The following is a 12,713-nucleotide window of genomic DNA, read 5'->3' on the forward strand; positions in this document are numbered from 1 at the left end:
CCGAGCGTGCACATCCGTACCGCGGTGAGAGTCGAGGGCGTCGTCCAGGGCGTCGGGTTCCGGCCGTTCGTGCACGGGCTGGCGACCGGGCTCGGCCTCGCCGGTCTCGTGGGCAACGACGCGCGCGGCGTCTTCATCGAGGTCGAGGGCGACCGGGACGCCGTCGAGCGGTTCCTCGGCGGGCTGCGCGAGCCGCCTCCGCTGGCCGTGGTCGAGCGGATCACCACCCGGCCGCTCCCGCCCGGCGGGCCGCGCGGCTTCGTCATCGTCGGCAGCGACGCGACCGGGCGGCGCGCCGCCCTGGTCGCCGCCGACTCCGCGACCTGCGACGCGTGCCTGCGCGAGCTGCGCGACCCGGCGGACCGCCGCCACCGCTACCCGTTCGTCAACTGCACCGGCTGCGGACCGCGCTTCACGATCGTCACCGGCGTGCCGTACGACCGGCCCAACACCACGATGGCCCGGTTCGCGATGTGCGACGCGTGCGCGGCCGAGTACCACGACCCGGCCGACCGGAGGTTCCACGCGCAGCCCGTGTGCTGTCCCGCCTGCGGGCCGCGGCTCGTGCTGCGCGGCGCGGACGGCCGGGCCCTGCCCGGCGACCCGGTGGAGGCCGCGCGCGCGTTCCTGGCGGACGGCGGCGTGCTGGCGCTCAAGGGGCTGGGCGGGTACCACCTGGCCGCGACGGCGCGGGACGAGTCCGCGGTCGCCGCGCTGCGGTCCCGCAAACACCGGGCGGACAAGCCGTTCGCCGTGATGGTCGCGGATCTCCTCGCGGCGCGGCTGCTGGCCGAGGTGGATCCCGCCGAGGAGGCTCTCCTGACGAGCCCGCGGCGCCCGATCGTGCTCCTGCACCGGCGGGCGGGCGCCCCGCTGGCCGGGGCGGTCGCGCCGGGCAACCGGTCCATCGGCGTCATGCTGCCCTACACGCCCCTGCACCACCTGCTCGCCGCCGAGCCTCTCGTCATGACGAGCGGCAACGTCTCCGACGAGCCGATCGCCCACCGCGACGAGGACGCCTTCGCGCGGCTCGGCGCGATCGCCGGCGCCTTCCTGACCCACGACCGGCCGATCCACGTGCGCACCGACGACTCGGTGACCCGCGTCTTCCGGGGACGGGAGCTCCCCGTACGGCGCTCCCGCGGGTACGTGCCCGCGCCGGTGCCGCTGCCGCCCGGCGGTCCCGCGGTGCTCGCCTGCGGCGCGCAGCTGAAGAACACCTTCTGCCTGGCCCACGACGGGCGCGCGTTCGTCTCCCCCCACATCGGCGACCTGGAGAATTACGAGACGCTGCGCGCGTACGAGGAGGGCGTCGCGCACTTCCGCCGGCTCTTCGCGATCACGCCGTCCGTCGTCGCGCACGACCTGCACCCGGAGTACCTGTCCACGAAGTACGCGCTCGATCGCGGCCTGCCGCTGGCCGGCGTGCAGCACCACCACGCGCACGTCGCCGCGTGCCTGGCGGACAACGAGTCGGCCGGCCCGGTGATCGGCGTGGCGTTCGACGGCACCGGGTACGGCGCGGACGGCACGCTGTGGGGCGGGGAGTTCCTCATCGCCGACCTGACCGGGTTCGAGCGGGCCGGGCACCTGCTGCCGGTGCCGCTGCCGGGCGGCGCCGCCGCGATCCGCGAGCCGTGGCGGATGGCCGCCGCGTACGGCGTGCCCGCCGGGCTGGACGTGGCCCGGCGCAACGCGGCGAGCTGGGACCGGGTCGTCGCGCTGGCCCGCCGCGGGGTCGGCTCGCCGCCGACGTCGAGCGTGGGCCGCCTGTTCGACGCCGTCGCCGCCGTGCTCGGCGTCCGCGACCGCGTCGGCTACGAGGGGCAGGCCGCCGTCGAGCTGGAGCAGCGCGCCGACCTGGACGAGCGCGGCGCCTATCCGGTCCGGCTCGACGGCGATGCGCCGTTCACCGTGCGGGGCGCCGACATCGTCGCGGCCGTCGTGGCCGACCTGGACGCGGGGGTGCCGGTCGTCGCCGCGCGGTTCCACAACACGGTCGCCCGTCTCGTCGTGACCGGCGCCGCACGCCTGCGGGAGAGCACCGGCCTGACGACGGTGGCGCTGTCCGGCGGCGTCTTCCAGAACGTCCTCCTGCTGGACCGCACGGTCACGGGCCTGGAGACCGAGGGCTTCGAGGTGCTGCTCCACCGCCGCGTGCCCCCGAACGACGGCGGCATCAGCCTGGGCCAGGCCGCGGTCGCCACCGCCCGCGCGCTCACCCACTGACCGGCCGGGGCCGGGCCGAATCACGCCGGCCGTGGGAGAGCATGGCACCGGTGTGCGTGAATGCCCCACCGGAACCCATTGTCGGACAGAACACGCCGCCCGGCATGATGGTGGATCGCGGCCGGGACCGGCCCAGCCCCTTGGCGAGGTCCTGCCCGGGGCGGAGAGGGGGGAGACGATGACGGCGGAGATCGCCCTTAAGGGCGGCGAGGGGACCCGGGCCGCGCGGCCGCGGGCTTTCGTGGTGCTCTTGGCGGTGACCTTTCTCGCCTTCGTCAACTATGCGGCGCTTCTGTCGGTGGTTCCGCTGTGGTCCGCCACCGGTGGCGCTGCCGGTGTGGCGGTGGGGTCGACGACCGGTGTCATGATGGCGGCCACCGTGGCCACGCAGTTGGCCGTGCCATGGCTTTTCAAGGTCTTCTCGCTGCGCGCGATGGTGGTGCTCGGCGCGGCGCTGCTCGGGGCGCCGGCACCGCTGTACGTCCTGTCCGCCGGCATCGCCCCGATCACGGCCATCACGGTCGTGAGGGGGGTCGGTTTCGCGTTCGTGGTCACGGCCGGGGCCACGCTCGTCGCCGACCTGGCCGCCGACGGGAGGCTGTCCTCTTCGGCGTCGCTGTACGGCGTGGCCGCCGCTCTGCCCAACCTCGCGGCACTCGCCGGAGGCATCTGGGTCGCGCGGGAGTGGGGCTTCCCGGTGGTGTTCTGGGGTTCCGCCGCGGTGTGTCTCGCCGGTGCGGTACTGGCCCTGCTCTTGCCGCGCGGGCATCGGGGCACGTTTCACCTCGGATCGATGGCCGACATCCGACACATCGCGGTACCGATCGCGCTGTTCCTGATGACGGCCGGATCGTTCGGGGCGGCGACGACCTTCCTGCCGGTGGCACTCCGGGGAGCCGGCACGGCGTCGTGGGCGTTGTTCGCGGCGTCGGTCGGCCTTGTCGCTGCGCGGCTCGGCGCCGGAGCCTTCGGCGATCGCTATGGCGCGGGCCGGCTGGTGCCGGTCTCGGTGCTGTGCTGCGCGGCCGCGCTGGGAATCATCGCCCTGGCCCTGACCGGCGCCCACGACCTGCTGATCGTCGGGACCGCGCTCCTGGGCGTGGGGTTCGGGGCCTGCCAGAACGATTCGTTCGTGCTGAGCATCCAACGCCTCGGCGAGGGACGCGGCGGCACGGCGAGCACGATCTGGAACGTCGCCTACGACGGCGGCGTCGGAGTGGGAGCCGTCACTCTCGGATGGTTCATCGGTGACTCCGACTACGCCGGCGCCTTCCTCACCCTGGGCATCGCCGTCGGGGTCCTCACGCTCCTGCTCTCCGTGGTGCCCGCGAGCCGGAACCGGCGGTGACGCGGGGCGTCAGCAGATGCGCGGCAGCGGGTCCCCGACCAGCAGGTCGACGATGCGCGTGCCGCCGAACGCCGTCCGGAGCAGGACGAGCCCCGGCGGGTCGGCCTTGATCCGGCCGACGATCGCGGCTCCCTCGCCCAGCGGGTGGGAGCGCAGGGCGGCCAGCGCGTCGCCGGCCGAGTCGCCGGACACGATCGCGACCATGCGGCCCTCGCACGCGACGTACAGCGGGTCGATGCCGAGCAGTTCGCAGGCGCCGCGCACGTCCGGGCGCACCGGGATCGCGTCCTCGTCCACGACCACGGCCACGCCGGCGTCGCCCGCCACCTCGTTCAGGACCGTCGCCACTCCCCCGCGTGTCGCGTCGCGCATCCGGCGCACGCCGTCGCCGCAGGCGTCCAGCAAGGCCGTGACCAGGCCGTTCAGGGGCGCGGTGTCGGAGGCAAGGTCGGACTCGATGTCCAGCTCGCCGCGGGCCAGCATGATCGTCACGCCGTGCTCGCCGATCGGGCCGGAGACCAGGACGGCGTCGCCCGGCCGTACCTCTCCGCCGAGCGGGCGCCGGACCACGCCGATGCCGGCGGTGCTGATGTAGCAGCCGTCCGCCTTGCCGCGCTGGACCACCTTGGTGTCGCCCGTGACGATCCGCACCCCCGCGGTCTCGGCGGCGGCGCGCATGGACGCCACGACCCGGCGCAGGTCGGCGACCGCGAAGCCCTCCTCCAGGATGAAGCCGGCCGACAGGTGCAGCGGCTCGGCCCCGGAGACGGCCAGGTCGTTGACGGTGCCGTTGACGGCCAGGTCGCCGATGTCGCCGCCGGGGAAGAACAGCGGCGACACGACGTAGGAGTCGGTGGTGAACACCAGCGAGGCGCCGTCGACGCCGAACCGGGCGCCGTCGTCCAGGGGTTCGAGCAGCGGGTTGCGGAACGCGTCGAGGAACACCGCCTCGATGAGCGTGTGGGTGGCCTTGCCGCCAGAGCCGTGCGCGAGGGTGATGGCGTCCTCACGCAGCCGCGTCCTGCCGCGGCGGGCCCGCTCGATGCGTTCGAGCACCTGCTCCTCGCGGTCGGCGGCCCCGAGGTGCGCGTGCTCGCGCACGGCCGCCTCCGCCCACTCCGCGGAACGCTCAGTCACGGGTCGCCTCCCGTACCCGGTCGCGGGTGAACCGGCCGAAGTTGTAGTACGCGGCGCAGGCGCCCTCGGAGGAGACCATGCAGGTGCCGATCGGCGTCTCCGGCGTGCACGCGGTGCCGAACACCTTGCACTCCCAGGGCTTGAGCACCCCCTTGAGCACCTCGCCGCACTGACAGGCCTTCGGGTCGGCCACCCGGCCGCCGGGGATGTCGAAGATCCGCTCGGCGTCGAACCCGGCGTACGCGTCGCGGACGCGCAGCGCGGAGTGGGAGATGAAGCCCAGGCCGCGCCACTCGAAGTACGGCCGCGGCTCCATCGTCTCGGCGATGACCCTGAGCGCCCGGGGGTTGCCCTCCCACGGCACGACGCGGCCGTACTGGTTCTCCACCTCCGAGCGGCCCTCGGCGAGCTGGGTGAGCAGCAGGTGGATCGACCGCAGGATGTCGAGCGGCTCGAACCCGGCGACGACCAGCGGCTTGCCGTACTCCCGGGCGATGAACTCGTACGGCCGGCAGCCGATCACCGTCGAGACGTGGCCGGGGCCGATGAACCCGTCGAGGCGCAGGTCCGGAGAGTCGAGGATCGCCTTGATCGCCGGGATGATCGTCACGTGGTTGCAGAAGACCGAGAAGTTACCCAGTCCTTCCGCCTTCGCCCGGAGCATGGTCATCGCGGTGGACGGCGCGGTCGTCTCGAAGCCGATCGCCAGGAAGACGACCTTCTTGTCCGGGTTCTGCCGGGCGATCTTCAGCGCGTCCAGCGGGGAGTACACCATCCGGATGTCGGCGCCGTGCGCCTTGGAGTCGAAGAAGGACCCGCGCCCGCCGGGCACCCGCATCATGTCCCCGAAGGAGGTCATGATGACGTCGTCCCGCTCGGCGATGTGGATCGCGTCGTCCACCCGGCCCATCGGGATCACACAGACGGGGCAGCCGGGGCCGTGCACGAGCGTGACGTTCTCCGGCAGGTGGTCCGCCAGGCCGTGCTTGTAGATCGTGTGCGTGTGCCCCCCGCAGACCTCCATGAACTTGTACTCCCGGCCCGGGTCGCACAGGCGCGCGATCGCGGCGGCCAGGGCGCGGGCCCGGTCCGCGTCGCGGTACTCGTCGACGAAACGCATCACTCGATCCCCGATTCCCGCAGCGCCTCCATCTCGTCGGCGTAGGCCTGACCGACGCCTTCGAGGAAGTCCAGCGTCGCCTTGGCCTCGGCCTCGTCGATCTTGGAGAGGGCGAACCCGACGTGGATGAGGATCCAGTCGCCCGGCCGCGGCTCGTCGTCGGTGATCAACCCGATGTTGATCGCCCGCCGGACGCCGCTGACGTCGACCTTGGCGAGGTCAGGCTGATCGGGAAGGATCTCCACGATCTCCCCCGGGATTCCCAGGCACATCGGGTGACTCCCCTATCTCGATGGATTCCAGCACCAGTTCGTCGCCGCCGGTCACGTCCACGTCGCCGTCGCCGCACGTGGGGCAGACCGCCAGCGGGTCGAGCGTGCTGCCGTCGTGACCGCACGCCCGGCAGGTGAGCCGGGCCGGGATCACGATCATGTCGATGGCCGCGCCCTCGGCGACGGTGCCCTCGGTGACCAGCTGGAACGCCTGGTCCATCGAGGGTTCGACGATCCGCAGCAGGGCGCCGGCCCGGATCCTCGCCCGGGCGACCGGGCGGCCCGCGGCGCGTTTCTGCACCGCTTCCAGGATCGCCTCGGCGAGGCCGATCTCATGCATTCACGTCACCGGCCTGATGGTCACGGAGCTCCTCCTCGATGAGTTCGCGAACCAGCCGGACGGCGGGTTCGATGGCCGCGGCGACCGGGGGGCTGAGCTCCATGCCCGGAGCGACGTCCGCGGGCTCGCAGCCGACGAGCAGGACCCGTCGCGCCTCGCCGCCGACGGCGCCGACCAGGCCGAGCACGACGTCGGGGGTCATCCCGTGCGCGTCGACGGCGGCCCCTGGCTCGCCCTCCCCCAGCTCCAGGGCGTACAGCGTGCCGGGCTCCTCGCCGCGCGGTGCGGCGTCGACCAGGATCGTCGTGTCGTAGGCGGACAGCTCGTAGGCGAGGTGGATGCCGCGGATGCCGAAGTCGCCGACGACGACGCCGTCGGGCAGCGGAGTCCGGCCGAGGCGCTCGCTCAGGGTCCGGGCGACCTCGACGCCGAACCCGTCGTCGCCCAGGAAGACGTTGCCCACGCCCGCGACCAGGATCCTCACAGCGGTTCCACGTCCTCGGGGCCGAAGTACCAGTAGCGGCCCTGGGCCCGCCGCAGGTCCGTACCGGGGTCGTCGTCGACGGTGACGGCCAGGTGCCGCGAGCCGTCGACGTCGAACAGCACGGCCTCGACGGTCGCGGTCCGCCCGGCCACGAACATGTCCTGCGCGTCGGCGCGCCCGCCGGGGGTGAGGCGCACCTTGCTGCCCCTGCCGACCTCATGCCCGGCGATGGTGATCCGGTCGGTCTCCGGCGCGACCGGCGCGTCCTCGCCGGGCCGGTCGGTGAGCGTCATCGGGGGCGCGCCGGAGCGCTCCGCGGCGACGCGCGGCCGGTCCGGCAGGATGATCGGCGACGACAGCACGAGGTCGTCCGCGACCAGCACCGGCCAGGCGCGGAGGTTCGCACAGCCGTCGGCGTACGGCCGCGCCCACTCCGGCGGATCCGCGAGCGACAGGAACACCCCGCCGGTGCGGCCGAGCAGCGCGTGCGCCGAGACGAGCGAACGCCGCAGCGCCTCGGACCGCTCCTCGCCGGTCCAGCCGCTGACGTTCTCCAGCCGGAGCCGGAGCCGCACCACGCCGTACGGGCCGGGCAGGCGCTCGGCGGAGGCACGGATCCGTACGTCGAGCGGCTCCCAGGCACGGATCACGCCGTCGGCGTTCTCGCGGCCGCCGGGGATCCGCTCGTCGTGCCGTTGCTCGCCGGCGAGCAGGTCGGCGAGGGGCCAGACGAGGTCGAGCTCACGTTCGGCCGCCTCGTCGTACGGCGCGGCGCCCTCGGCGGTGCGCGTCCGTACGTGCAGGAACCGGGGGCGTACGTGCAGCGCCCCTTTCTCCCCGTCCAGCAGGCACTCGGTCTGTGCGGCCGACGGTTCTTCGGCGGTGGTGAGGCCCGGTGGTACGAGCAGGCCGAGCGGCCGGCCGGCCGCGTCCGAGGAGCGCCGGCCGCCGTCGTAGAGCACGGCGTCGGCGACGGCGCGGGCGGCCTCCAGGTCGCTCACGGGACCTCCCCCACCGGAGGCGCGGCCGACCGTGCGTGGCGGCCTCCAGGACGGCTCCCTCTCGGGCCATCCTGACTTTGACCTGCGGCGATGGGCACCCTTGACAGTTACCCACCAGGTGGAGGCGTACAACCACCGAACCTCGCGGCGGCGATCAGAGCGCGTGCTGGGTGAGCTCCCACAGAGCGTGGTAGACGGTGGTCTGCGCCTCCTGGACACGGTGCACCGACGAGGAGGGCACCGTGAAGAGGTGGTCGAGGCCGTCGAGCTCGGCCATCCGCCCGCCCGTGTGCCCGGCCAGCCCGACGGTCAGCATCCCCCGGCGCATCGCCTCCTCGAAGGCGCGGAGCAGGTTGGCGGAGTCGCCGCTCGTCGACAGGCCCAGCGCGATGTCCCCTGCCCGGCCGAACGCCGCGAGCTGGCGGGCGAACACGACGTCGAAGCCGACGTCGTTGGACAGCGCGGTCAGCACCGCGACGTCAGTGGTGAGCGCCAGCGCCGGCAGCGGACGCGCGTCTCCGCCGGGGTTGAGGAAGAGCGCCGCGACGTCCTGCGCGTCGGTGGAGCTGCCGCCGTTGCCGAAGGTGAACAGCCGGCCTCCGGCGCGGAAGGCCTCGGCCATCCGCGCGGCGCAGACCTCCAGCCGCGGGCCGTCCAGGGCGAGCACGCGGCGCCGGAGCGCCACGATCTCCTCCGCCTTCTCGGCGGTGGACCGGCGCACGTCGGCCATGACGGACTCCAGATCGGCCGCGCCGGAGTAGAGGAACGGGTACAGCTCCCGCATCCCCTCAAGAGGCGCCCTGTACTCACTCATGAGACCACGCCGATCGCCTCTTTGGCGTGGACGAGGACGACGTCGCCGACGTCGGCGTCCACGAGGGCGACGCTGACCTCCTCGGTGCGTCCGTCGCCGACGTCGACGTCGGCCAGGTCGCCGTCGCGCAGCCGGACCACGCGCACCGCGACGGCCTCGTCGGAGCAGGTCACGCAGTGGTCGCCCTCGCAGTGGTTCACGCGATCACCCCCGGATCGAGCACGCCGGGCTGTTCGAGGAGGACATGGACCAGTTCCCACAGCACGTGGTACGCGGTGACGTGCACCTCCTTGACCACCCGCGGGTCATCGGAGGGCACGACGATCCGGTGGCCGGCCACCCCGGACGCGGCGATGTCACCGCCGTCGCCGCCGAGCAGCGCCACCGTCAGCAGCCCCATGTCCCGCGCGGCGCGCAGCCCGGCGAGCACGTCGGCGCACCGGCCGTCGGGCGAGACACCGAGCGCGATGTCCTCGGGCGCGGCGAAGTGCCGCAGCTGGTGCGCGAAGACCTCCGCGAACCCGGCCGCCGCGCCGACCCCGGTCAGCGTGGCGACGTCCCCGGTCAGCGACAGCGCGGGCAGCGCGCGTTTGCCGACGATCACCGGGTGGACGAACTCCACCGCGATGTGCTGGGCGTCGGTGGCCGCGCCGCCGTTGCCGAAGGTGAACAGCCGGCCGCCCCGGTGAAAGCGCCCGGCCATCGCGTGACAGGTCTCCGCGATGACCTCCGCGTGAGCCGCCAGCGCACGCCCGGGAGCCTCGCGCCGGGCGAAGACCCGTTCCGTCGGCGGCATCGTGGCCCCTCTCCCGCGCGAGTGACGGTCTGTGACCGAAGACTCACGGGACGATACGTCGGAGCGTCGATGGCGGACAACGCCACGACGGCCATGAGACGCCCATCGGTCACCCACCGCGACGAGCCTCGGGTCACGATCGTGGAAAGCGACCTCGCTACGAGAGCGCGACGGCGAAGATCGGTACCGTGGTCGGCCGAGGCGATCCCGAGGCCGGTTCGACGGTGAGGCCGATCTGGGTCACGTCACCGAGGCCGGTCGCCAGCACCGGGCCGGCGGCGCCCGTGGTGGGCGGGCGCATCGTTCCCGCCGGACGCGGCGGCCGGGACCCCATGAGCCACAGCTCGTACGTCCTGGTGGGCGGCAGCGAGCGCAACCCGGACATGACGATGACCGCCTTGCCGAGCGAACGGGACGCGACGACGGTGCCGGTGCCGCCGGACCTGACCGGGCCGGTGACCGTACGCGCGTCGGGCGCGGACACCACCGCCGCGATCTCGCGGTTCAGCGTGTCGACGCGTTCACGCGTGCGCTGTTCGCGCACCGCGGCGACGCCCAGGACGACGGCCAGCGCGAGACAGGCCGCCGACAGCAGCCAGCCGAGCCGGCGCGCGCGGACGGAGGACGGACGTTGGACGCGCGGCGGCGCCTGGCGGGTGCGCGCGGCCTGGGCCAGCACCCGGTCGCGCAGCCCCTCCGGAGGCTCCTGCGCGGCCGCGGCGCCGAGCCGGGCCGCGGTCTCCCGCATTCCACGCACCTCCTCGGCGCAGCCGTCGCAGTCGATGAGGTGCGTCTCGAAGCGGCGGCGTTCGACGTCGGTGAGGCCGTCGAGGGCGTACGCGGCGGCGAGGGTGTGCAGGTTCTCACTCATGGATTCACCCCCAGGCAGTCGCGCAGGCGGATGAGCCCGTCCCGCATGCGCGTCTTGATCGTGCCGAGCGGCACCTTCAGGAGCGCGGCGACCTCGCGGTAGGTGTACCCGGCGTAGTAGGCGAGGGTGACCGACTCGCGCTGGGTCTCGGTGAGCGTGGACAGGCAACGCCGTACCTGCTCACGCTCCAGCCGGGCCTGGACGTTCTCGGCCACCACGTCGTACGCGGGCCCGGCCGAGGCGCGCCCGGCCCGTTCCTCGCGCTCGGCCGACGCTTGGGCGGAGCGGACCCGGTCGACCGCGCGGCGGTGGGCGAGCGTCATGATCCACGCCATCGCGCCGCCCCTCCCGGGGTCGTACCGGGAGGCGGTCCGCCAGACGTCGACGAGGGCCTCCTGGGCGACCTCCTCCGACTGCGCCGGATCGCGCACGATCCGCAGCGCGAGGCCGTACACGGGGCCGGACACCTCGTCGTACACGCGCTCGAACGCCTCCCGGTCGCCGCGGGCGACGGCCGTCAGCAGATCGGCGAGGCCGGCCGCACCTCCCGTACCGGGGGCGGATCCGCCCTTCCACGGCCGCGCCGCCCGCCGATCGTTCATCTCCGCACACCCGATTCGTCGCCGTGACCACGATAGGTCTCCTGGCCCGTACCGGGCCGATCATGCCGTGCCGGCCTCCCGCGTCGCATGCTCACGCCGCCTCGGCGGTGGCCCGGCGCACGAGGTCGAGGCCGGCCAGTCCCGGCAGCCGATCGACGCGGGCGTCGATGCCGGCCGCCGCGCGTTCGCCCTCCGGCCCGGCGAGCAGGTACGTGAGCAGGTGCCGGGTCTCGGCCCGCGGCATGACGGTGGATCCCACCGGCTGCCAGAACCTGCGCAGGGCGAACCGCGTCAGGCGCTGCGCGCGCCGCGACCTCTCCAGCCGGGCCCGTGCCTGGCTCACGTAGAACGCGACGTGCCGGGTCTCCTGGCGCATGATGCGCCGGAGAAGTTCGGTCAGCACGGGATGACGCTCCCGCTCGACGAGCCGGGCATACCCGGCGTGAGTGGACCACTCGTTGATCGCACCCCAGGTCATGTGGACCGCGATGAAGTCCTCGCCGATCGTCTGCGCCAGCAGCGCCTGCCGGATCGGCGCGACGCGGTCCCGCCATCCCAGGGCGCGGCGGACCGCGCGGATGTGGTCGTCGCCGCCGGTGACGCCATGGGCGGCGAGTACGGCCGCGAGCGCCTCGCCGTGCCAGTACTCCTCGTAGTTCCACATGGTGAGGAACGCGGTGATCTCGGGATCGGCGTGCGATGGCGTGACGAGCAGGTCGCGCAGGTAACAGACGGTGTGGTTCTCCACGTCGGTCATGTAGCGCAGGCATCGCAGCCCGGCGGGGCTGAGCGGCCGGACGCCGAACGCGGCGAAGTCCAGGTCGTCGAGCGGCACCGGCGCGGCCGATCTCGTGTAGTCCTCGGTACGGAACGTCATATGAGCCATTCGGAGCACCGCGCCGCCCGGATTGCCCGGCGTCACGGTCGCTCTCGCCGCGTGGGCGCGCGACCGCCGGGCGCCCATCACACACGGTGACGCACCTCTTGGCGATACGCCACTGATCAGCGATAACATGATTTACGAGCCATCGCACCCCAACCCCGATCTCACCCTCCGTGATCACCGTGTCCACGCCGGACACGCGGTCATCCTCCCCCGGGAAGTCGAAATGCATCAGGACCCCCGCCAGAACCATGTGGTCTTCGAGGTCGATCTCGAACGCGAGGAGGCCCGCCGCCGCGCCGAGGTCGTCGCGGCGCTCGGCCCGCACTGGGACCCGGCCGCCGCGCTGCGCGACGAGGAGGCGGCACACGACCTGCTCTACTCCGGCCTCGACGCGGAACAGCGGGAGATCTACGACCGGCTGGTGTCGGCCGGAGTGCTGCCGCGACGGGAGCCGGGCCGTGCTGCCGATTGACCCCGCCGCCGACATCGGCCGCCGCGCCTGGATCCCCTGCCCGCGGTGCCGTGACCACGAGGCCTGCGACGACTGCGGCGCCGGCCGCACCTGTACGGTGCACTGGCGCTACCTGCTCGCCGCCCGAGGCCGCGTCCTTCACCTGCAGTGCCCGTCCTGCACCCATCTGTGGGAGCACGAGACGCCCGTCGGCGGCGCCGCGTAGCGCGGAAACCGGTTGCGCGGCGCGATGGCCCGCCGGAGGGTGAGCCGCATGCCCGATCGCGTCGACGGCCGCTCCGTCTCACTCGACGACGACCGCGTCGATGGCGTTCACCGCGTCGCGGGTGTCGCCCGCCGTG

General features: G+C 73.5%; 16 protein-coding genes. 4 read left to right on the plus strand and 12 right to left on the minus strand.

Features of this window, described 5'->3' with window-relative positions; translation table 11 throughout:
* Positions 1-6: 6 nt before the first annotated feature.
* Positions 7-2,229 carry a carbamoyltransferase HypF gene (gene hypF / locus QSK37_RS45370; protein ID WP_285634435.1) on the plus strand — a complete coding sequence of 741 codons (2,223 nt, stop codon included), beginning with the start codon at positions 7-9 and terminating at the stop codon, positions 2,227-2,229.
* Positions 2,230-2,407: 178 nt separating this feature from the next.
* Positions 2,408-3,577, plus strand: a complete 1,170-nt coding sequence (locus QSK37_RS45375; RefSeq protein ID WP_285634437.1) for an MFS transporter — start codon at positions 2,408-2,410, stop codon at positions 3,575-3,577.
* A 9-nt stretch (positions 3,578-3,586) separates the two neighbouring features.
* Here the strand turns inward: QSK37_RS45375 and hypE are convergent, their stop codons facing one another.
* The 12 genes from hypE to QSK37_RS45435 form a co-directional block, all read right to left on the minus strand.
* Positions 3,587-4,714, minus strand: coding sequence for a hydrogenase expression/formation protein HypE (gene hypE / locus QSK37_RS45380; protein WP_285634439.1), 1,128 nt, complete (start codon positions 4,712-4,714; stop codon positions 3,587-3,589).
* The gene (hypD, locus tag QSK37_RS45385) at positions 4,707-5,834 is read right to left on the minus strand and encodes a hydrogenase formation protein HypD (protein ID WP_285634441.1); all 1,128 of its coding nucleotides are present in this window, start codon (positions 5,832-5,834) and stop codon (positions 4,707-4,709) included. The genes hypE and hypD overlap by 8 nt, the downstream gene beginning before the upstream one ends.
* Positions 5,834-6,079, minus strand: a complete 246-nt coding sequence (locus QSK37_RS45390; protein ID WP_349497877.1) for a HypC/HybG/HupF family hydrogenase formation chaperone — start codon at positions 6,077-6,079, stop codon at positions 5,834-5,836. Before QSK37_RS45390 ends, hypD begins: the two co-directional genes overlap by 1 nt.
* On the minus strand, positions 6,054-6,446 hold the full coding sequence (locus QSK37_RS45395) for a hydrogenase maturation nickel metallochaperone HypA/HybF (RefSeq protein ID WP_285634443.1): 393 nt from the start codon (positions 6,444-6,446) through the stop codon (positions 6,054-6,056). Before QSK37_RS45395 ends, QSK37_RS45390 begins: the two co-directional genes overlap by 26 nt.
* Positions 6,439-6,930, minus strand: coding sequence for a hydrogenase maturation protease (locus QSK37_RS45400; protein WP_285578460.1), 492 nt, complete (start codon positions 6,928-6,930; stop codon positions 6,439-6,441). The genes QSK37_RS45395 and QSK37_RS45400 overlap by 8 nt, the downstream gene beginning before the upstream one ends.
* The gene (locus QSK37_RS45405) at positions 6,927-7,931 is read right to left on the minus strand and encodes a hypothetical protein (protein WP_285634446.1); all 1,005 of its coding nucleotides are present in this window, start codon (positions 7,929-7,931) and stop codon (positions 6,927-6,929) included. The genes QSK37_RS45400 and QSK37_RS45405 overlap by 4 nt, the downstream gene beginning before the upstream one ends.
* 154 nt (positions 7,932-8,085) lie before the next feature.
* Complete coding sequence (locus tag QSK37_RS45410) at positions 8,086-8,745, minus strand: D-sedoheptulose-7-phosphate isomerase (RefSeq protein ID WP_285634449.1); 660 nt, start codon at positions 8,743-8,745, stop codon at positions 8,086-8,088.
* Entirely contained in the window at positions 8,742-8,945 is a 204-nt protein-coding gene (locus QSK37_RS45415; RefSeq protein ID WP_285634452.1) for a HypC/HybG/HupF family hydrogenase formation chaperone, read from the minus strand. Before QSK37_RS45415 ends, QSK37_RS45410 begins: the two co-directional genes overlap by 4 nt.
* On the minus strand, positions 8,942-9,541 hold the full coding sequence (locus tag QSK37_RS45420) for a D-sedoheptulose-7-phosphate isomerase (RefSeq protein ID WP_285634454.1): 600 nt from the start codon (positions 9,539-9,541) through the stop codon (positions 8,942-8,944). Before QSK37_RS45420 ends, QSK37_RS45415 begins: the two co-directional genes overlap by 4 nt.
* A 157-nt stretch (positions 9,542-9,698) precedes the next feature.
* Positions 9,699-10,412, minus strand: a complete 714-nt coding sequence (locus QSK37_RS45425; RefSeq protein ID WP_285634457.1) for an anti-sigma factor — start codon at positions 10,410-10,412, stop codon at positions 9,699-9,701.
* Positions 10,409-11,014: a sigma-70 family RNA polymerase sigma factor gene (locus tag QSK37_RS45430; RefSeq protein ID WP_285634460.1), complete on the minus strand. Its 606-nt coding sequence runs from the start codon at positions 11,012-11,014 to the stop codon at positions 10,409-10,411. Before QSK37_RS45430 ends, QSK37_RS45425 begins: the two co-directional genes overlap by 4 nt.
* A 91-nt stretch (positions 11,015-11,105) precedes the next feature.
* Entirely contained in the window at positions 11,106-11,891 is a 786-nt protein-coding gene (locus tag QSK37_RS45435; protein ID WP_285634463.1) for a hypothetical protein, read from the minus strand.
* A 232-nt stretch (positions 11,892-12,123) separates the two neighbouring features.
* Here QSK37_RS45435 and QSK37_RS45440 point away from each other — a divergent pair, with 232 nt between their 5' ends.
* The gene (locus QSK37_RS45440; protein ID WP_285634467.1) at positions 12,124-12,372 is read left to right on the plus strand and encodes a DUF6400 family protein; all 249 of its coding nucleotides are present in this window, start codon (positions 12,124-12,126) and stop codon (positions 12,370-12,372) included.
* The gene (locus QSK37_RS45445) at positions 12,359-12,577 is read left to right on the plus strand and encodes a hypothetical protein (protein WP_285634470.1); all 219 of its coding nucleotides are present in this window, start codon (positions 12,359-12,361) and stop codon (positions 12,575-12,577) included. The genes QSK37_RS45440 and QSK37_RS45445 overlap by 14 nt, the downstream gene beginning before the upstream one ends.
* The last annotated feature ends 136 nt before the right edge of the window (positions 12,578-12,713 follow it).

Source organism: Actinoallomurus iriomotensis (assembly GCF_030269445.1).
GTDB lineage: Bacteria > Actinomycetota > Actinomycetes > Streptosporangiales > Streptosporangiaceae > Actinoallomurus > Actinoallomurus iriomotensis.

What these genes read in the sequence shown, in the direction of transcription:
- QSK37_RS45375 (WP_285634437.1), top strand. Translation starts at nt 2,408, where the DNA reads ATGACGGCGGAGATCGCCCTTAAGGGCGGCGAGGGGACCCGGGCCGCG.
- hypD (WP_285634441.1), bottom strand. Translation starts at nt 5,834, where the DNA reads ATGCGTTTCGTCGACGAGTACCGCGACGCGGACCGGGCCCGCGCCCTG.
- QSK37_RS45395 (WP_285634443.1), bottom strand. Translation starts at nt 6,446, where the DNA reads ATGCATGAGATCGGCCTCGCCGAGGCGATCCTGGAAGCGGTGCAGAAA.
- QSK37_RS45410 (WP_285634449.1), bottom strand. Translation starts at nt 8,745, where the DNA reads ATGAGTGAGTACAGGGCGCCTCTTGAGGGGATGCGGGAGCTGTACCCG.
- QSK37_RS45420 (WP_285634454.1), bottom strand. Translation starts at nt 9,541, where the DNA reads ATGCCGCCGACGGAACGGGTCTTCGCCCGGCGCGAGGCTCCCGGGCGT.
- QSK37_RS45425 (WP_285634457.1), bottom strand. Translation starts at nt 10,412, where the DNA reads ATGAGTGAGAACCTGCACACCCTCGCCGCCGCGTACGCCCTCGACGGC.
- QSK37_RS45430 (WP_285634460.1), bottom strand. Translation starts at nt 11,014, where the DNA reads ATGAACGATCGGCGGGCGGCGCGGCCGTGGAAGGGCGGATCCGCCCCC.
- QSK37_RS45435 (WP_285634463.1), bottom strand. Translation starts at nt 11,891, where the DNA reads ATGACGTTCCGTACCGAGGACTACACGAGATCGGCCGCGCCGGTGCCG.
- QSK37_RS45440 (WP_285634467.1), top strand. Translation starts at nt 12,124, where the DNA reads ATGCATCAGGACCCCCGCCAGAACCATGTGGTCTTCGAGGTCGATCTC.